At 68.4% G+C, this 17,874-nt stretch carries 18 protein-coding genes and 1 pseudogene; 5 read left to right on the forward strand and 14 right to left on the reverse strand.

Translation table 11 applies throughout. From position 1 onward, the window contains the following. Window positions 1-1,074: 1,074 nt before the first annotated feature. A complete protein-coding gene (locus D6B71_RS12510; protein ID WP_206051714.1) occupies window positions 1,075-1,809 on the reverse strand; it encodes a ZIP family metal transporter in 735 nt (244 codons plus the stop codon). Window positions 1,810-1,972: 163 nt separating this feature from the next. On the opposite strand from D6B71_RS12510, the pseudogene D6B71_RS12515 reads away from it, so the two are divergent. Next, window positions 1,973-2,257: pseudogene (locus D6B71_RS12515) on the forward strand (transposase); the annotation flags it as partial. A gap of 14 nt (window positions 2,258-2,271) precedes the next feature. Here the strand turns inward: D6B71_RS12515 and D6B71_RS12520 are convergent. Together D6B71_RS12520 and D6B71_RS12525 are read right to left on the reverse strand one after the other, a co-directional pair. After that, complete coding sequence (locus tag D6B71_RS12520) at window positions 2,272-4,164, reverse strand: tyrosine-type recombinase/integrase (protein WP_206051715.1); 1,893 nt, start codon at window positions 4,162-4,164, stop codon at window positions 2,272-2,274. Continuing rightward, on the reverse strand, window positions 4,161-5,273 hold the full coding sequence (locus D6B71_RS12525; protein ID WP_206051716.1) for a tyrosine-type recombinase/integrase: 1,113 nt from the start codon (window positions 5,271-5,273) through the stop codon (window positions 4,161-4,163). The genes D6B71_RS12520 and D6B71_RS12525 overlap by 4 nt, the downstream gene beginning before the upstream one ends. On the opposite strand from D6B71_RS12525, the gene D6B71_RS12530 reads away from it, so the two are divergent. Both D6B71_RS12530 and D6B71_RS12535 read left to right on the forward strand, forming a co-directional pair. Then, complete coding sequence (locus tag D6B71_RS12530) at window positions 5,219-6,325, forward strand: IS3 family transposase (protein ID WP_276311002.1); 1,107 nt, start codon at window positions 5,219-5,221, stop codon at window positions 6,323-6,325. The two genes, D6B71_RS12525 and D6B71_RS12530, sit on opposite strands and share 55 nt — an antisense overlap. Window positions 6,326-6,362: 37 nt before the next feature. Then, entirely contained in the window at window positions 6,363-6,845 is a 483-nt protein-coding gene (locus D6B71_RS12535; protein ID WP_121255500.1) for a cation transporting ATPase C-terminal domain-containing protein, read from the forward strand. A 219-nt stretch (window positions 6,846-7,064) separates the two neighbouring features. Here D6B71_RS12535 and D6B71_RS12540 read toward each other — a convergent pair whose 3' ends face one another. Together D6B71_RS12540 and D6B71_RS12545 are read right to left on the reverse strand one after the other, a co-directional pair. Then, window positions 7,065-7,499 carry a YHS domain-containing protein gene (locus tag D6B71_RS12540; RefSeq protein ID WP_121255502.1) on the reverse strand — a complete coding sequence of 145 codons (435 nt, stop codon included), beginning with the start codon at window positions 7,497-7,499 and terminating at the stop codon, window positions 7,065-7,067. Between the two features lie 525 nt (window positions 7,500-8,024). After that, window positions 8,025-9,395, reverse strand: coding sequence for a YVTN family beta-propeller repeat protein (locus D6B71_RS12545; RefSeq protein ID WP_240641372.1), 1,371 nt, complete (start codon window positions 9,393-9,395; stop codon window positions 8,025-8,027). A gap of 61 nt (window positions 9,396-9,456) precedes the next feature. Between D6B71_RS12545 and D6B71_RS12550 the strand changes: the two genes are divergently transcribed. Beyond that, on the forward strand, window positions 9,457-10,020 hold the full coding sequence (locus D6B71_RS12550) for a class I SAM-dependent methyltransferase (protein ID WP_121255506.1): 564 nt from the start codon (window positions 9,457-9,459) through the stop codon (window positions 10,018-10,020). Between the two features lie 26 nt (window positions 10,021-10,046). Here the strand turns inward: D6B71_RS12550 and D6B71_RS12555 are convergent, their stop codons facing one another. The 9 genes from D6B71_RS12555 to D6B71_RS12595 all read right to left on the reverse strand — a co-directional run bounded on the left by D6B71_RS12555 (window position 10,047) and on the right by D6B71_RS12595 (window position 17,372). Further along, window positions 10,047-10,988 (reverse strand): ATP-binding cassette domain-containing protein, encoded by a 942-nt coding sequence (locus tag D6B71_RS12555; RefSeq protein WP_121255507.1) that lies wholly within the window; start codon window positions 10,986-10,988, stop codon window positions 10,047-10,049. Next, window positions 10,985-12,025, reverse strand: coding sequence for an ABC transporter permease (locus tag D6B71_RS12560; protein WP_206051717.1), 1,041 nt, complete (start codon window positions 12,023-12,025; stop codon window positions 10,985-10,987). Before D6B71_RS12560 ends, D6B71_RS12555 begins: the two co-directional genes overlap by 4 nt. A gap of 127 nt (window positions 12,026-12,152) precedes the next feature. After that, the gene (locus D6B71_RS12565; protein WP_121255509.1) at window positions 12,153-13,274 is read right to left on the reverse strand and encodes an ABC transporter permease; all 1,122 of its coding nucleotides are present in this window, start codon (window positions 13,272-13,274) and stop codon (window positions 12,153-12,155) included. A 44-nt stretch (window positions 13,275-13,318) separates the two neighbouring features. Next, the gene (locus tag D6B71_RS12570; RefSeq protein WP_121255511.1) at window positions 13,319-13,639 is read right to left on the reverse strand and encodes a hypothetical protein; all 321 of its coding nucleotides are present in this window, start codon (window positions 13,637-13,639) and stop codon (window positions 13,319-13,321) included. Further along, on the reverse strand, window positions 13,636-13,881 hold the full coding sequence (locus tag D6B71_RS12575; protein WP_121255576.1) for a YgaP family membrane protein: 246 nt from the start codon (window positions 13,879-13,881) through the stop codon (window positions 13,636-13,638). Before D6B71_RS12575 ends, D6B71_RS12570 begins: the two co-directional genes overlap by 4 nt. A gap of 158 nt (window positions 13,882-14,039) precedes the next feature. Beyond that, window positions 14,040-14,642, reverse strand: coding sequence for an ATP/GTP-binding protein (locus tag D6B71_RS12580; RefSeq protein WP_206051718.1), 603 nt, complete (start codon window positions 14,640-14,642; stop codon window positions 14,040-14,042). A gap of 37 nt (window positions 14,643-14,679) precedes the next feature. Next, on the reverse strand, window positions 14,680-15,333 hold the full coding sequence (locus D6B71_RS12585) for a hypothetical protein (protein WP_121255515.1): 654 nt from the start codon (window positions 15,331-15,333) through the stop codon (window positions 14,680-14,682). A gap of 39 nt (window positions 15,334-15,372) precedes the next feature. Next, window positions 15,373-15,819 (reverse strand): hypothetical protein, encoded by a 447-nt coding sequence (locus D6B71_RS12590; protein ID WP_240641374.1) that lies wholly within the window; start codon window positions 15,817-15,819, stop codon window positions 15,373-15,375. A gap of 2 nt (window positions 15,820-15,821) precedes the next feature. Beyond that, complete coding sequence (locus D6B71_RS12595; RefSeq protein ID WP_121255517.1) at window positions 15,822-17,372, reverse strand: multicopper oxidase family protein; 1,551 nt, start codon at window positions 17,370-17,372, stop codon at window positions 15,822-15,824. Window positions 17,373-17,539: 167 nt separating this feature from the next. On the opposite strand from D6B71_RS12595, the gene D6B71_RS12600 reads away from it, so the two are divergent. Beyond that, the coding region (locus D6B71_RS12600) for a helix-turn-helix domain-containing protein (RefSeq protein ID WP_164519644.1) at window positions 17,540-17,874 on the forward strand (335 nt) is incomplete at its 3' end.

The raw sequence follows: 17,874 nt of genomic DNA on the forward strand, positions 1-17,874 counted from the left end.
GTCCACGAGCCGTGGGCAAGAGTCTACTAACTCTCATAGTAGATGGGCGAAGCGGGCTGACCTGGCGCTTCTTCGAGAAGCCGCCGCCGGCTACTTAGCCTGAAGCACGGCACCTCCTATGGGGTCCATCAAGCTGGCGCAGATCCGCGTACTGCCGCTCCTACTATGATCTCTAATAGGAGGTCGCGGTGCGAGTCTTGGAACTGACCTGCCCGGAGTGCGACGTCACTCTTCAGGCGGGCGACGAAGCGGAGCTCGTCGAGCTCGGGCTACAACGCGAGCGGAGTATTCACGACCGAGCGGCCTCGCGGGAGCACGTGCTGACCTCGATCTGGCTCCAGAATCGATAATCGCCCACTGCCCCGGCCGAGGCTCCCGCCCTCATCCGGCACGGGCCGATCTCTCCCACAACGTGCCGACGGTGATCATCTGCGCCGGTCGCCCCAGCGCCTTCCTTGATGCCAGCGCTGCCGCACGGGCGTCCGCCGCCGGGTGACTGTGTCAAAGCCGGGCGTCCTTCTTCGCCGGGAACTCGACCCCTATTTGCGGAGGCAGATGGAGGTCCTTGTCGACGAAGGACCCCTGGTCGCCGCTGACCAGTACAGGGCTCGGGAGCTGCGACGGGCTCGGCGTAGGGTCAGCCGACCTGGTAGCCAGCGTTGGTGATGGCTGTCCGCGGTCGACGGCGTCGGCCCGGATGTGCTCGATTCGACGAGGCTGACTTTCGAGTCCTCAAGAACAGGGTGTCCGGGCCGATCTGTCGGAGCAACAGCGATGATTCGCCGGGACCCTCTGACCAGGAAGCACCACCATGACCAAGTCTGCGAAGGCCGTGTCGGTGCTCATGGTTTGTCCTTGACCGTCGGGGACACCGGGTCGTAGTTCATCGGCTTACCACGCGACGGCCTGGGGGTCGTGCTCGAATATGTGGACAGCCCTTCGTCGCCCAAGCCGCAATGACAGGACGGGACGGAGTCACTTCCCATAGTGGCCCTGTGGCCGGTCAGGTGAGGTCTGGTGCACAGCGCCACGGGTTAGTGCGGTCGAAAGCAGCGAGGCCTTGGTGTTGCGTACTCAGCCGACGTATATGGATATGAGCGCGAAGATGGCGAATCCAGCAGTGAGTGCGACGGGTCCCAGTCGGCTGGTCTCTCCCTCGTGAGCCTCGGTCAGCATCTCTTCGACAACGACACTGGTCAGGGCGCCGCCGGTGACGGCGAGGACCGACAGGGTGAGCAGGTCGGGTGCGTCGCGCAGCGCGAAGTAACCCAGTGTTGCGCCCGCCATGATGGGGAGGGCGAACGACAGGGACAGAAGGATGCGGGTGCGGCGGGTCATGTTGGTCCGGCGCAAGGTGGCGACTGAGGCGAATCCCTCGGGAACGTCTGCTGGGACCTGTCCGAGCGCGAGGAGCAAACCCAGGGCGGGGTTGATGACGGTGCCGGTGCCGATCATGACGCCATCGCTGAATAGGTCAATGGACACGCCGGAGTAGATGGCGAGCGGGCCTTTCGACTCTTCGCTGGCCCCCGTGCGAGCTTGAACGTACCCGATGGCGCGTTCGAGGCCGATGAACGCGGCACCGCCGGCGACGAACGCGGCGATGGGCACCCATGGCGGATTTCCGCTAAGCGCTTCGGGCATCAATTCTAGACCAACGACGGCGAGGACAATGCCAGCGGCTAGGTGCAGCGAGAGGCTGAGCGCCCGTTCGGACACATCGAAGGTCTCCGCTGCCAGGCCGCCGAGAGAGTTCCCGGCGGCAGGTAGCGCTGCCAGCGCCAGGACGAGCGCGAATCCCTCCAACACCGAAGGCCCTTTCAGGTTGTGAATCGCCGGACCGGGTCAACCCCGCCGGCCCCACCAGCGGCGGGTCCGGCGGGTGTAGTCGGTGTAGGGCTGCCCATAAATCCCTCTCAGGTGAATCGCCCCGGGTCTGGTGGAGGCTCTCAATCCATGGAGGATGAGAGTCATGGCAGCACCCAGGAAGTACCCCGACGAGCTGCGTGAGCGGGCGACCCGGATGGCGGTTGAGCTCCGGGCGGACCCGGCGACGAAGCAGGGCGCGATCGCGCGGGTGGCCGAGCAGCTCGGCATGCACCCGGAGACCCTGCGCAACTGGGTCCGCCAAGCCGAGGTAGATGGGGGTGTCCGTCCGGGCACCACGACCGCTGAGGCGGAGCGGATCGCCAAGCTCGAGCAGGAGAACCGTGAGCTGCGGCGAGCAAATCACATTTTGCGCACCTCGGCGGCTTATGTGGGTGATCGGTGTCAAGCGGTGTTGTCGTCGAGCCTGTTGAGCAGGGCTTCGTATATCTTGAGCGGCCGCTGGTGGCCCTGGGCTGCGGCGTAGTCGCGTTGGGCTTGGATGGTGTGGCGGTGCTCGATGGTGGTGAAGAACATCGAGCAGGATTCGCAGATGGTCTCGTACTGGCAGTCGAGCTCGCGCGGGCGGCCGCAGTAGCCGTTGCCGAGCAGGCGTTTGACGGTCTCGTGGCGGAGCGCTCTCATGTTCGGTCCGGCGGCGTCAGCCGGCAGTGCCGCTGGGTGGCTGTGGGCGTCGTAGAGGGCTTCGACCTTCTCGGTGACGGCGAAGTACTCCTCGGCCACGGTTCGGTCGGCGATGCGGGCGTAGACCATCGTCATGGACAGGTCGTGGTGTCCGAGGAGCGCGGCGATCGCTTCGAGTGACATGCCGCGGTTGATGGCCTGGGTTGCCAGGGTATGGCGCAGTTGGTGGGGGTGGACGTGCCCGATCCCGGCCGCGGTTGCGGCCTTCTGGACGGCCTTGTCGACCCGCGTCGGTGGGATCGGGCGGCCGCGGTCGGTCAGCAGCAGGCTGGTGGCCTGCCAGCCCGGACGACCGGCGACCCAGTCGTCGAGCAGGTCCTTGAGTTGCGGGTGCAGCGGGATGTACCGGTCGGTGTGGAGCTTCCCGACCGGCGTGCGCAGCCAGTAGCCGGTGCCGATCTGGACAACGGCGTCGATGCTCAGGCCGAGCAGTTCACCGCGGCGCATCCCGGTGCGGGCCAGGGCGATGACCATGAGCCGATCGAGCGGGTCGGGCAGGTTCCGGGCAGCGGCCATGAACGCGACGGCCTGGGCGTCGTCGAGGAACTTCGGCAGCGGCTTGTCGAGTCGCGGCCGGTCGCTGGCATAGACCGGGATCCGGGCCGGGACATCGTTGTAGTCCCACTCGGCGATCCGCCCGAAGAAGGTGTGCAGATGCCCCACCCGCATCCCCAGCGTGGTCTTCGACAAAGGCTTGCCCCGTTGGCCAGGACGAGCGGCCAGGTCGCGCTTGTAGGCCTCGATGTGCTCCCGGGTGATGTCTGCGACCCGGACGACCGGCGGGTCCGCGCTGGTGAGCATCGTGGCGAACTGACGGAAGGTGGTGTCGAAGCAGGCCACCGATGAGGGGCGCAGGCTGAGCAGGCACTGGTCGAGATAGCGACGCATGGTGGCGACCATGACCGGTGCCTGCTCGGCGAGCTGCTCCCAGGTGACCTCCTTGAGCGGGCGCCCCGTCCAGCGACGCCGGATGTCGGGTGGGTGCGCCTGACCCCGATGGAACATCACGGCGTCCAGCCCGAACAGCGGTGTCGAAAGGCTCAGCGGCCGGTAGCCGCGGATCGCGATGACGGCGTTGTGGACCTGACTGCGGGCGTCGGCGTACTTGTCAGCGGTGAGTTCGTCGGGAGCTGCGCCGGTGACCATGCAGATCTTGCTCAAGTACGCCCACATCCGATGGGTCTCGTTCGTACAGAAGCCCAGGTCAGCGGCCTGTTCGGCGAACTTGGCAGTCTGGATGGGGTAGGCGTCGGCGATGTACTTGCCCCATCGACACCCCGAGGTGATCACGAACGAGACATCGACCGGGACGTGGCAGTGGACCAGTGCGTGCCCGGCGAACGCCATCGCGTCGCTGCGGGCACTGCGCCGTTCTTCGACCGACGCGGCGGCCCACGTGTCCAGGTCGCCGTAGCGCCGGATGAAGCCGGCCACGCCACGGCGTCGGCATGCTCGTCCACGTTCGGTCGCCCCGGCACGGATGTAGGCGTCCGCCGCTGACTGCAGCGTCGGCCTCGGCGATGTGTCCATCATCTGGTTGGACATCGCGGCGGGCTCAGGTGCTGGCGCGAAGACCACGGCTGTTTCGCTCATCGGTTGGTCCCTTCGTCGTCCCAGTTGTCGAGGATCGCCATGGCGCGCTGGTACTCGCCGGCGAGCCAGTCGTTGGACAGGTGCAGGTAGATCCGGGTGGTTTCAATCGAGGCGTGCCCGGCTTGGGCCTGGATCGCCTCGAGTGCCATCCCGGCTTCGCGGAGCCGGGTGAAACAGGTGTGCCGCAGCTCGTGGCACGTCGCATGCGATAAGCCCGCGCGTGTCCGGGCACCGGCCAGGACCTGATCGAGCCCGGCCGCGGTCAGCGGAAGGCCGCGATGAGGTCCCTTCAAGACCACGAAGACGTGATCGTTTGCGCTGTCACCAGCGTCGGCGGGGCGTTCGTCGGCGAGATAGGCGGCGAGCAGGACGAAGAAGCCGGCCATGACAGGGACGAGGCGCTGGTGGCCGCCCTTGCCGTCGGCGATGAACACCCGCCGGTCCCCGATGTGGATGTCGGCGTACCGCAGCCCGAGAACCTCGCACCGGCGCAGTCCGGCGTGGACCATCAGCGACACCATCGCCTGATCTCGCACCGTCCGCAGTGCGGCGGTCAACGCGACGACCTCCTCCGGGGCGAGCACCTGGGGCATCTTCTTCGGCGCCCGGATCAGCGGGGATCCGCGGTGGCCGCGATGGCGGGCGTTCATGCTGCGCGGGACCGGGTTGCGGTCGCACATCCCGCGCAGCAGCAGGTAGTCGAAGAGCGAGGAGATCGTCGCCAAGCGGCGCTTGATCGTCGAGGCCGCCAGCCCGGCTTCGCCGTCGATGATCCGGACTACGTTGGCCCCTCGTCGCGGCATCCGCTGCTGCTCGATGAACCCAAGGACGTCCTGCACACCGACCTGTTGAGGCCGCTTGGCGACCACGGTGAAGAAGACCTTCAGGTCGAACACCTGGGCGGCCATCGTGTTCGGGCGTACCCGGGCAGCAGTGAACCGAAGGTACTCATCGATCAACGGGTCGCCCAAGGTCGGAACCTCGCCGGACGAGCCAATCAGACACGGGCTGAACGATCCGGGACCAGGCATCCCGGCCTCCTCAAGGAGCACACCTGAGGTCAGCATCCGCCCGGCGCCATGCCAATCCTGGAACGACTCGCGGATCACCTACATATCAAGCCTTTCTTCGCGGCGGAGCTCGACCGCCCCACCAGCAGGTAGTGGCCTATATCGATGCCCATCGCCACGACGTGGTCGATGGGCGTGAGGTCGGGGTCGAGCCGATCTGCGCGGTGCTGAAGCGCGCCGGCGTGCAGATCGCCCCGAGCGGCTACTACGCCACCAAGACCCGCAAGCCCTCGGCACGCGCGATCCGCGATGTCGAGCTGGTCACCGAGATCACCAGCACGCACAAGGCGAACCTGGGTGTCTACGGTGCTCGCAAGGTCCACGCCGAGCTCAACCGGAAGGGCATCCAGGTGGCGCGGTGCACCGTGGAGCGGTTGATGCGGGCCGAAGGGCTGCGCGGGATCCCGCGGGAGAAGACCCGCAAGACCACGCTGAGCGAGGGCCCGGAGGCCCCACGCCCAGAGGATCGCGTCGAGCGGCAGTTCGTCGCCGCCGCGCCCAACCAGCTGTGGGTGGCCGATCTGACCTACGTCAGGACGCATGCGGGGTGGACCTACGTCGCGTTCGTCCTCGACGTCTTCTCCCGCCTCGTGGTGGGTTGGCAGGTGTCGACCAGCCTGCGCACCGATCTGGCGCTCGATGCCCTCGACATGGGGCTGTGGGCCCGGCGCCGTGCCGGGCAGGACACCGCCGGCCTGGTCCACCACAGCGATCGCGGCGTGCAGTATCGAGCGATTCGCTACACCGAGCGGCTCGCTGAAGCCGAGGCCGTCGCATCCGTCGGATCCAAGGGTGACAGCTACGACAACGCGATGGCCGAGGCGCTGAACTCGCTGTTCAAGGCCGAGTGCATCCGCAACCCGGTCATGCGGCCCAGAGGTGGCTGGAAGTCCGTGGCCGACGTCGAGATCGCCGTCGCCGAGTACGTCGACTGGTACAACCACCGGCGCCTGCACGGCGAGATCGGACTCGTCCCACCAGCTGAGTTCGAGGCCTACCACTGGGCCCGCATCGAGGTCGATCACCAGGCCGAGGTCACGCCCCAGCACTACCCTGAGACACCCGTCCCCACCGGGGCCGGTTCCAAGTAACCGAGCCTCCACGAAACCCGGGGCGATTCAACAAACGATGCACCGGCCACCGCGCCCGTCCGGGGAACGGATCCTCTCCTGGCCGCGACTGACCCGGATGGCGCTGGTCGCGACGGTCATGGCAGCGGGCACCTTGGCCGTCCTGGCCGCCACCGACCACAGTCGCGGCACCCGCTACGCCACCACGTTCGCCTTCACCACCTTCGTGCTGTTCCAGGTCGCCAACGCCTTCAACGTCCGCAGTGAGCACGAGTCGGCGTTCTCCAACAGCCTCCCGACCAACCGGTGGCTACTCGGCAGCCTCGCGCTCGTCGTGACCCTGCAGGTGCTCGTCGTCCACGTCCCGGTTCTCCAAAGCCTGTTCGGCACTGTCGCGCTCGAGCCGCAGCATTGGCTCGCTGCGACTGGCATCGCCGCCCTGGCACTGGCTACCGGTGAGCTAGACAAGGCCATCCGCCGCCGTCGGCACCGCAGAGTCCCTCGGAGCCGGACCGCCGAAAGCGGCCCACCGCCGCGGTGAACACGTCTCGTCATCGCTGGTTGGCACGTGCGGCCTCCCTCATCGTGAAGCCGCAACGCAAAATCGCCACGAATGCTTGAAGCCTCCTCTTCTGGTGGCCGGGTCACCGAAGCCGCGGATCGTTTATGCCCTCGATTCGCTCACGCGACACACAAGTCGACGTCGCCGCAGCCGACGGGGTGAACGCGCGATCGCCTGTGTCGACACAATGGGTACTTCCTACATCAGGCAATCCCGGTCCCGATAAGTCCCGGGATCGGCTCGGAACGTCGCCAGGCAGTTGGCGGAGCAGAATAGCCAAGACTCCTTGGGCCCGTCCTCAATCCGGTGCGGAGTCCAATCCGTAACCGTCATTCCGCAGACGGGATCGAGCATCGTGCGTCCGCTCGAACCCACATCAAAGACATAGCTCATGTCCGAGCGCCAGCGGTAGCGCAAACCGATCTCTGAATCGACAACGTCGACGACGCCGGCGTGGGCGTAGCGATCAAGCACCGCCTCGACTGTGCCCAGGTCGAGATCCTTCAGGTTGGCGATCTCCACAGCAGACCAGGACTCCGCCAACTGGGCCACCAAGGTGAAGTACACCGCCCGATCGGCGCTGGTGCGCAGATGCACCTCGGCGAACCGCGAGTGAACGTCGTAGAACCGCATCAGCTTGCCCAGACTAAGAGGAGGGGCTGTCGATCACGCAGTGTGGTGGAGCCCCTTGGCATCTTCGCGGTCACGCTGCACGGCCTCATCGCGGACGAGGCGGTCGCGCCGATCGCCGAGGTCCTCAAGCTTGGCATTGTCACCGCTGCAGTGTCCGCAGCAGCCGCTGGCGGGCTGCCCGGCACGCTCACTTCTGTGGGCATCGGCGTGTGTGTGGTTGGTGCACACGGAATCTCCTCGAGGCTCGTCGATCAAGGTGCGTCTCCCAAACTGCCCTGTCACTGTGTAGATCGCGTGAAGCCCGCCCTGCGATCGCGTCAAGATGTGTGCGATGCATCAACGGGGGTCAGGAACCGGGCCGAACTGAAGCCCGGTATCCGCACCGGCTGGGGGAGAGCGACGGCCGCTCCTGTAGGAGGCCTCGGGGCACTTCGAGCCGGTTCTACCGGAAGGACGCGGCAGCGGCCTACACGGTGCCGATGGCGCCTTCCTGCCACCGGGTAATGTCCGGGCGGCTCTTGGTGGTCAGTGGCCGCCGTCGTGGCCCTCGTCGTCGTGCCCGTCCTCCATGTCGTCGTGCGACATCCCGGCACTGTCGGGTACCTCCAGGGTGAGGGTCTCGCGGCCATCGCCGGTTGTGACGGAAGAGAAGCTCACGCCGTTGGGCTTGTCTCCGACCGGGATCCGGGCCACGACCTCGAGCTCTTCGAGATCCAGCACGGCGACGTCGTCCCCGTAGATGTTGGTGACGTAGGCGTGCCGGCTCGAGGGGTCGACGACGATGCCGTGCGCGCCCTGGCCCGTCTCGACGGTCTCGATGACGGCAAAGGTCTTGGTGTCGAGGACCGAGACGGTGGTGCCTGGTGCGTCCTCGGTGCCTTGGTTGGCGACCAGCAGGTAGCGGTTGTCGGGGCTGACGTAGGTCTGGATGGGGCCGTCGCCGACCGCGACGGTGTCGACGAGCCTGCGCGTGGCGATGTCCACCTTGGCGACGGCGTCCTCGCCGTTGAGCGAGGCGTAGACGAACCGTCCGTCAGGAGAGAAGGCGACCTGCGCAGGCGCCTTTCCGACGTCGACATCGGTGACCAGGCGGTTGGTCCGGGTGTCGATGACGCTAAGCGTCGTGTCGGCGACGTTCGCCACGACGAGCCAGCGCCCGTCCGGGCTGGGGCGCAGGCCGTGGGGGCCTCGTCCCACCTTGATCGTGCCGACGGGCTTCATGGTGGCCGTGTCGATGACAGTGACGGTGTCGTCGGCCCCGTTGGTGGTGTAGGCGGTGGCGCCGTCGGGGGAGACGACGACGTGCGCGGGGGCGGCCCCGGTGCGGACCACCCCGTGGAGGTCCAGGCTGTCGGCGGTGACCATGGCGGCGTAGCCGTCATGTCCGCTGACCGTCCATACCGAGGCGCCGTCAGCGGACACCTGCACGTTGTGCGGTCCCTCAACGCCCGACACGGTCGTCGTGACCTGATTGGTGGCGGCGTCGATCGCCGTGAGGGACCCGCCGCCCTCGTTGGCGATCCAGACGGTGCCCTCGACCATGCCACGGTGGGAGGAGGCAGCCGTCACACTGCGGCCGGCGGCGTTTGAGCCGTCGCTGTTGTCACGGTTGACCAGGACCAGGGCTGCGGCGGTGACGACGATGGCCAGCGAGCCAGCGGCAAGAAGGCCTCGGTGTGTGCGCCGGTTCCCCTCTTGCTCGTCAGGTGACCGCTGCTGATGCGACGCGTCGCCGTCTGGTGCGGTGTTCATGGTGGGCCTTTCGCCGGAGATGACGTGGGACACCCTGCTTTGAGGGGCGTGCCGACACCCTCGTTGCCCAACCCGGAGGGAGCCCCGTGGATTTCGGTGAAGAACCGATGAAGGAGCAGCCGAGCAGGCGTCCACATGGCTCACGGTCGAGCCAGCCCGCTCCGGGCCGTGGTCTGATGGCCGCACGCGGGAAGGGGACTCGACGGTGAACCTGGCTCATCGCTTGTGCTGCCGGTCGCGGATCTGGCGCGCCCACGTCGACAGCGTGCTGCCATGGGCGTTGGAGGGGCTCGTGCTCGAGGCGGCGACTGTCCTGGAGCTGGGGCCCGGTCCGGGGTTGACGACGGATTGGCTGCTGCCGCGCGTGGGGTCGTTGACATGTGTGGAGTACGACGAGAGCGCCGCCGTGGCGCTCGCGCAAAGGTGCCCCGGAGTGGAAGTGCGCCACGGGGACGCGACGGCGCTGCCGTTCGGGCCTGGGTCGTTCGACACGGTGGTGTGCTTCACGATGCTGCACCACCTGCCCTCGTCTGCCGCGCAGGACCGTCTGTACGCCGAGGCCGCCCGTGTCCTGCGGCCGGGTGGCGTGTTCGCCGGGTCGGACAGTCGAGGGGGCTTCCTGTTCGCACTCGCGCACATCGGGGATACGTACACCCCGGTGGACAGGGGAAGCTTGCCGGCGCGTCTGCGAGCCGCGGGGTTCGGTGAGGGCCGGGTTGACACCCGGCGCGACTCCTTCCGCTTCCGCGCACAGCTCAGCTCACGTTGAGCGATGCCCCAGCCCATGGACGTCGATCATCCGGTCGGCGGAGCTCCGGCGAACCGCTCCGGCTCGGCCAGGAACTCGCGGCGGCAGGCGTCCGAGCAGAACCACCAATCCTCGCCGCCCCAGCTGGCGTGTGGCCCGGACGGTTCGACCTGCATCCGGCACACGGGGTCGATGGCGAGGGCAGCGACCTGACGGAACCGCCCGTCCTCGAGCCACAGGACCCGGTCGGCGATCTCGCGGAGCCGGTCGTCGTGGCTGACGATGATGATCGAACGGTGGTCCTGGTCGGCGAGGTGGCGCAGCAGCCGGGCGAGGTCTCGGCCGCGAGAGGCGTCGAGGTTGGCGGTGGGTTCGTCGGCGAGCAGGACGGGTGGGTCGTTGGCGAGGGCACGCGCCACGGCGACCCGCTGTTGCTCGCCGCCGGACATCTGCGAGGGTCGCGCGGCGGTTCGGTGGCTCAGGCCGACCCGGTTGAGCAGCTCGGTCGCGCGCTCATGTGCTGGGGGACCCGTGGTGCCGGCCAGGTTGGCGGCGACGGCGATGTTCTCGGTCGCGGTGAGGGCGTCCAGGAGTGCGTAGTCCTGGAAGATGAAGCCGAAGGTGCGAGACCGCAGGGCGGGGAGCTGCTTCTCGGGCGCTTTCGCGATGTCGACGTCGCGTCCGTCACGGCCCGTGACCGTGATGGATCCGGCTGTCGGTCGCAGCAGTGCGCCGAGCATCAGGAGAAGGGTGGTCTTGCCCGACCCGGACGGCCCCATCACGAGAAGGACTTCACCGGCGGCCACGTCGAGGTCGACCGCGCGGACGGCGTCGACGGCGATGTCACCGGTGCCGTAGGTCTTCGTGAGCCCTCGAACGGTCAAGGCACGCGGCGCGGGTGCTCCGTTCCGATTGCCGCTCAGGTCGTCGGGGGAGGCGGCAGCCGGGGCAGGGACCGGAACGGCACTGCTGTTGGTGTTGGTGGTCATCGTGTCTCCCGGAAGGCGGTTGCGGCGTCGAGGCTGGCGATGCGGCGAAGGGGCCACAGCGCGGCGAGCATGCCGACGAGCAGAGCGCTGGTGGCGGTCTGTAGGACGGCTGCGGCGGTGATGGAGATCTGGACGGCCGGCGCGGCCAGCGGCAGCAGCCACGCCAGCGCGAGCACGGCGGTGGTGGCGACGGTGGCAGCGAGCACGACGGTCAGCAGCACCTGCATGGCCACGGCCCCGGCGAGGCGGGGGGTGCGGGCGCCGAGGGCCTTGAGGACAGCGAAGTCACGCAGCCTGTTCAGGGTGGCCGTCATCAGGCCCAGGGCGATGACGGCCAGCGCGATGACCAGTCCGATGGTCGACATCAGCCGGAGCAGGTCCGCGCTCATGTCGGTAACGACGCGCGCCTCGGAGTCGGCGAACTCCTCTCTCGTCTGCGCCTCCACCCCGGCAGTCTCGGCCTGGATCGCGTCGACGACCGTCGCCGGATCGGCTCCTTCGTCGAGGCCGGCCAGCACGTAGGAGACGCGGTCGTCGTGGATCCGGGCGAACTCGGTGAGGTCGACGAAGACGGTGGTGTTGGTGATGCTGCTGCCGCCGGTGGAGAAGCCGGCGGCGCGGACCGGCATGCCCATGACGGTGAAGCGGTCGCCCACCTCGATGCCGAGCCGGTCCGCGGCCTGCTCGTCGAGGACGGCTTCACCGACGCCGGGTGCACGCCCGGCCACCAGGCGGGTCGGGCCACCTCGGCCGGTGCGGGTGTCGTAGCCGAACAGGTAGGACAGCTGCCGGCCGCGTGGTCCCGCCACGGAGCCTGAGGCGAACGCGATCGGCGCGGTCCAGGCGACGCCGGGCACCTGCGCGACCCGAGCCGGGGTGCCGGCGGGAAGCGTGGAGGCGGACATGTGCATGGTGCGGACCCCGGCCTGGGAGACGAACACGTCGGCCGGCGAGGTGCGCATGTAGTAGGTGACCCGGTCGACCGCGCCGGCGAAGATGCCGTCCAGGATGAGGACGAGCATCAGCGATGCCGCCACGCCCAACACGGTCAGCGAGCGCGGCGCCGGTCGGCGAACAGGAGGCGCCGTCCCGCGGGCACGGTTGGCGACACGGCGGTTCCCCGCACGAAGCGGGACCTCGGCGCCGTCGACGGCGTGGCGGTGGTCATCGTCCGCTCCGGAACGCCGTGGCGGCATCGAGCCGGTTGAGTCGGCGTGCGGGCAGCCACGCCGCCAGGAGCGCCATCGCCGCAGCCGCGGCCGCGGTCTGCGCGATCGTGGCCGGGGTCAGCAGGACCGGGAAGGCGGGTCGCCACCACCCGAGGAGCTCTCGCGTGATGACCAGTAGGACGACGGCGGCCAGCGTGCCGAGCACGGTCAGCGCCGCAGTCTCGGCCACAGCGATCCTCCGCAACCGACCCGGGGTGGCGCCCAGAGCCTTGAGGACGCCGAGGTCGCGCTGCTGCTCGGTGACCCGGGTGTAGGCCACCAGCGCGACGATGAGGGTGCCGGCCGCGAAGGCCACCCCGACCATGAGGCGCACCGGCGAGCCGTAGATGTCGGTCGCCAGCTGCAGCGACGCCGCGCCCAGCTGGGCCGGGGTGCGGACGGTGAATCCGGCATCGCGCAGCCGTTCGCTGACCCCAGTGGGATCGGACGTGGTGACGAGCACGGCACCGGTGGTGCCGGTGGCGCGGAGCATCTGGTCCATCCCCGATGTGGTGGTGAACAGCAACGGGGTCATGAACAGGGCCGTGTCGTCGGTCAGGCCGACCACTCGCATCGGGTGGCCCAGGATCGGGAGCCGGTCTCCGATCGCGAAGCCGTGCTGGTCTGCCCACAGCGAGTCGACCGCCACCTCGTCGGCGGACGCCGGGGCGCTCCCTTCGGTGAAGGCCCACGGGCCACCGAGGTCGGTGGTGGGGTCGTAGGCGACCGCCGCGACCGCGGCCTTCCCGTGCGGTAGCTCGAGGATCTGGTACATGGTGCGCAACGGCGCCGCCGCGCTCACGCCCGGTGTTGCGGCGATCTGCTCCACGGCGGGCGCGGGCAGGACGCCGGGGTCGGCGAACAGGCTGCGGGTGCCGGGCGGCACCACCACCAGGTCCGCGCTGAGGTTGTCGTCGTACGTCGTGACCCGGTCCTGAACGCCCACCCAGAGCCCGGCCAGCAGCAGCATCAGCATCAGGGCGAGGCCGATCCCGGCGGCGCCGGCTGCGGTGCGCACAGGTCGTGCGGAGAGCAGCCGGCGCGTCACCGGGACCGATGCCTTGTTGCGGCCGCTCATGTCGGCTCACATCCCTCCGCCGAGCACAGGCTCGGCGCTATGCCCTATTTCTGTCCGTGACCGCCGTGTCCGCCCGGCATCGCGAACATCATCGCGGCCATCATGGCTGTGCACAGCAGCGCGGTGACGATGATCCCCGACCCGGCGACACCCGTGGCGACCAGGAGCCCGGCGATGACCAGCATCGGGATGCAGCAGATCATCATCATCAGTCCGTGGCCACCGTGCCCGCCGTGACCGGCCTTCTCGGTGTCCTGCCCGTGGCCGGCATCGTGGGTCTGTGTCGGGGGCATGGTCTCGGTCGGGTAGACCCAGTCCTTCGGGCTGCGGCCGTGGTCGTGTCCCATGCCGTTCGGGGTGCTCATGAGGTGCTTCCCTTCAAGGAGGCGGGCACGTGCCCGAGCTTCGCGTAGAGGGGGCAGTGTCCGAGCGCCCCGGTGACGACCAGGTCAAGACCGGCCACCACGAGCAGGAGCTCGAGCACCACGGCCAGGGTTGAGGTGGCTCCGGTCAACAAGACGATGCCGGCCACGGCGCCGAGGCCACCGATGAGGATGCGAGCCGCTCGTTCGGCGGGGGTGATGTTGGTGCTCCAACGGGTAGTCATGATGTCCTCCAACTCCTGGTTGGACCGCGGATTCTCTGGTCCAGTTCCACAGTCGCGCCGCAGGGTGAAGGTGACGTCAGCCGTCTTGTGAAGGTTCGCTGAAGAAGCGGTCCTGGAGGGCGCCGGACATGGCTCCGGCCCGAGGCAGGAGGCGACCTTCACAGCGCCTGAGTCATCGCTCCGGGGGTGGCGATGCCCAGATGTCCGGCGCAGCACGTGGGTAGTTCCTGCCTCAGCAGGTCGAGAGTGGTCGTCGCCTTCTCCATGAAGTCGCCGGTGGATTCGATGACGTGTCGCCGCGGATGCGGCTCCCAAGCCTCCAGGATGCGCATGTCGATCTCGCCGGCACTGAGGGCCGACTCGGTACGCAGAGGGTTCTGGTGGTTGTATCCCTGGTCGGCGCTGGGTGTCCGCAGGTGGAGCACCGCGTCGTACCGGCCGAGTTCGGCTTCGATCGTGCTTGCGGTCGCGTTCCAGAAGTCCTCGGTCGACCCGGGCCAGTAAGCCAGGCCATCGACCGTGCCACGGTCGCACAGGACGATCGCCGGAGCGTGCGAGTCGCCCGCGGCCTCCAACTCCCTTTGGACGTGAAAGATTGCGCGCTGGGCGGCTCGCCGGCAGTCCTCGTGCTCGTCGCGCGGAAAGCCGCCGCCGAACACCACGCTGGCCGACTCCGGCAGGACCCTCACGTGCTGGCACAGTGAACGGCGAACCAGTTCGAGGACCGCCGTCTTGCCGGCCCCGGGGCCGCCCGTGAGCACGACACGACGAGGGCTGTGCACCCGGCTGCAGCCACACTCAGCCATGTGAGGAGCTCCGTGGCACGGGGTCACCGGATGTGGAGGTGAGGCCCAGGCCCCACTTCTCCATCAGCGCCAGGACGGCGAGCCCCTCGTCATGGATCTGGGCGTGCCGAAGCACGCGCCAGTGGTCGTGGAGGTGCTGCTGGAGATACTCGACCACGTGTCTCATCGGGACTGTCCGCCAGGGGCCCGGGCGAACGGTGTCCGAAACGCTGCCGAACGCCACCACTCGGATCTCGTGACCGGCGCCCGTCCCGACGCGGCCGGTCGTGAGCAGCGTGTGTGAGAGCCCTGTTGCCTCCTCAGCAGGGCAGCAACCGAACCGCGCGAGCGCGACCTCCAGGGTCGTCGCGTCGCGCAGTGCCCGGTTCAGCCGCGCAGCACCCTCCTTCACCTCGCCCACGATCATGTCGGCTCGGTCAACGGGGGCGCCGAGGGCGGGGTCGACTGTCACCCGTTCGGAGGCGCGCCGGGTGCTGCTGTGGACCCCAACATCGCCGGCGCCGGGAAAGCGATAGGCGAGGATGTCCAGGTCGGTGACCGTGCGCACCTGCCCGTCAGGGCTGTCGTAAAGGACGGGATATTCCGCGACGGTGAAGTAGCCGTTCAGGTGCAAGTAGGCCTGGACGAGGGCGACCGCGGTGTCCATGGCCACTCCTCTGTCGACGTCCAGTTGCGGGCTTGTGCGTCAGTCGTGGTGCTCGTCGTGCTCCTGCGGGGTGGGGGTCTGCACGGGGGTACGGTCGGGAGCCGGTTCGCTGGTGATCGCCGGGCCGATGACGAACGCGGAGATCGAGAACATCAGCGCGAAGACCGCGAGGGCGAAAGCTGGTGCCTTCCACGTGCCGAAGCGCCGGTAGAGGCGCCGCAGCAAGGGCAGCGAGAAGACCAGGCCTAGGACGGCGAAGAGCACATTGCCGGTGGCGCCGGTCACGAGCACCGCTCCTCCGAGCAACCCCACGTGGTGCAGCACGTGGGGGAGCAGGCCCATGATGCCGCCCACCAGGGCGGTGAGCGCGTTCCACGCGGTGGCGAGGACCCCTCGATGCTCGTGCGGTTCGACCGCGTCGGCCTCTGAGTGGCTGAGACCCTCGGCTTCGAGCTCTGCTTCGCTCTGGATGTGGTGGTCGAGCATCGTCAGTCCTTCGCCTGGTAGGAGAGCGTGGTCATCATGCCGGCCTCAGCGTGGTAGATGTTGTGGCAATGCGCCGCCCACTGACCCGGGTTGTCGGCCTCGAGGTCGACCTCGACTGTCTGCATCGGGCGCACGATGACGGTGTCCTTGCGGGCACCCCCCTTGGCCAGGGCGAACGTGTGCCCGTGCACGTGCATGGGGTGGAACATCATCGACTGGTTGAGGAACCGCAACCGGACCCGCTCACCCTGGACCAGCTGCAGCGGCTCGCTGTCGGGGAAGGTCTTGGCGTTGATCGTCCACCTGTACGGCGACATGGTGCCGCCGAGGGCGAGATCGTGACGGCGGTCGATCGACCGGCGGTCCAGGCGTGCGGACTCGGCGGGGGATAGATCTGTGCCGAGGAGCACTTGACCCGCCAGTTCGCGAACCTCGACGTCGGCTGCGGGGGGACGTCCCGCGCCCGTGCGGATCACCGCGAGCGCCTGTCCCTTCTTGCCCTCCGCCGAGGCGACGAGCGGGAAGACGCCATCGCCCAGCGTCACGATGGCGTCGAAGCGCTCGCCCATCCCGATGAGCAGCGCGTCGGTGGGCACCGGCATTGTGGGGAAGCCGTCACTATGACTGACGGTCATGCGGTGCCCACCGACGGCGACCCGGAACGCAGTGTCCGAGCCTGCGTTGACGAAGCGGATCCGGACGCGCTGACCGGGCTTCGCCGACAAGGTGACCGGATCCGCTGACGTCCGGCCGTTGAGGAGGTAGTGGGGATAGGTGATGTCACCGGCGCCACCCAGCAGCGGGGACTGCATGGCTTCCATGCCACCCATCGAACCACCCATCGAGCCGTGGTCCATCCCCTCCATGCCGTCCATGTCGTCCATGCCACCCGAGGATCTGTTCTCACCGCCTTGCTGCAGCTCGGCGAGGATCTGGTCCGGGGTTCGACCGGTGCCGTCGACCCAGTCGTCGAGGACGACGACCCACTCGGCGTCATACTCGCCTGCCCCGTGAGGGCTGTCGACGATCAGGACGCCGTAGAGGCCGCGGTCGAGCTGGACACCCGAGTGCGGGTGGTAGAAGTACGTGCCGGGGTCGGGCACGGTGAACTCGTAGCGGAATGTCTCGCCGACAGGGATGGCGTCCTGGGTCATGCCCGGGACGCCGTCCATGTCGTTGCGCAGGGCGATGCCGTGCCAGTGCACGCTGGTGGCGTCGGGGAGCTGGTTGTCGAGCTCGACGCGTAGCACGTCACCGGCGGTTGCGCGCAGGAGCGGCCCGGGAATGGTGTCGCCGTACGCCCAGGTGTTGACCGTTGGTCCGCCGAGATCCACGGTGACTCGTCGCGGTGTGATGCGGGCGGTGACCAGGCGCGCTCCGCCCCGGCGCCGTGCCGCCTCCGCGGCCGCCACAGCGTCGGCGCCTGGTCCCACGACACCTGCTCCCACCACGGACCCCGTGGTCCGGGAGCAGGACGTCAAACCACCGAGGGCTGCCACACCGGCCAGCCCGGCGGTCCCCCGGAGGACGGCGCGACGCGTGATCTGAGACAAGGCAGGACTCCTGTTGTGGGCGTGTCTGGCTGGGGTGTCCTAGCTGTGATGCCCAGGCACGTTGGTCGAGATCCTGCGACGACACGGTCTGACCTGTAGATGGACGAAGGCCTCCCCGGTGTGGAGTGGAGCTGTCTAGAAACCGCTCCGCACCGCAGGAGGCCTTCGTGTCACACGCTACCCACACCAACGCTGCCCTGACCCCTCGCGCACGGCTCAGGCTCGCGCGCCTGATCGTCGACCACGACTGGCCGCCAGCCCGCGCCGCCGAGCGCTACGACGTCTCGTGGCGCACGGCGAAGAAGTGGGCCGACCGCTACCGCGCCGAGGGCCCCGACGGCATGCGGGACCGGTCTTCGGCCCCACACCACCAACCGAACCGGACGCCGGCGCCAGTGGTACGCAAGATCGTGCACCTGCGGTGGAAGCAGCGGCTCGGACCGGTCGAGATCGCCGACCGCCTCGGGATGGCTTCCTCCACCGTGCACGCGGTGTTGGTGCG

The sequence above is a fragment of the Nocardioides ferulae genome (assembly GCF_003660455.1).
Classification (GTDB): Bacteria; Actinomycetota; Actinomycetes; order Propionibacteriales; family Nocardioidaceae; genus Nocardioides; species Nocardioides ferulae.

Bases quoted from the DNA above. Each gene is read 5' to 3' on its own strand.
- D6B71_RS12520 (WP_206051715.1), bottom strand. From the start codon at position 4,164: ATGAGCGAAACAGCCGTGGTCTTCGCGCCAGCACCTGAGCCCGCCGCG.
- D6B71_RS12535 (WP_121255500.1), top strand. From the start codon at position 6,363: ATGCACCGGCCACCGCGCCCGTCCGGGGAACGGATCCTCTCCTGGCCG.
- D6B71_RS12540 (WP_121255502.1), bottom strand. From the start codon at position 7,499: ATGCGGTTCTACGACGTTCACTCGCGGTTCGCCGAGGTGCATCTGCGC.
- D6B71_RS12555 (WP_121255507.1), bottom strand. From the start codon at position 10,988: ATGACCACCAACACCAACAGCAGTGCCGTTCCGGTCCCTGCCCCGGCT.
- D6B71_RS12565 (WP_121255509.1), bottom strand. From the start codon at position 13,274: ATGAGCGGCCGCAACAAGGCATCGGTCCCGGTGACGCGCCGGCTGCTC.
- D6B71_RS12570 (WP_121255511.1), bottom strand. From the start codon at position 13,639: ATGAGCACCCCGAACGGCATGGGACACGACCACGGCCGCAGCCCGAAG.
- D6B71_RS12575 (WP_121255576.1), bottom strand. From the start codon at position 13,881: ATGACTACCCGTTGGAGCACCAACATCACCCCCGCCGAACGAGCGGCT.
- D6B71_RS12585 (WP_121255515.1), bottom strand. From the start codon at position 15,333: ATGGACACCGCGGTCGCCCTCGTCCAGGCCTACTTGCACCTGAACGGC.
- D6B71_RS12590 (WP_240641374.1), bottom strand. From the start codon at position 15,819: ATGCTCGACCACCACATCCAGAGCGAAGCAGAGCTCGAAGCCGAGGGT.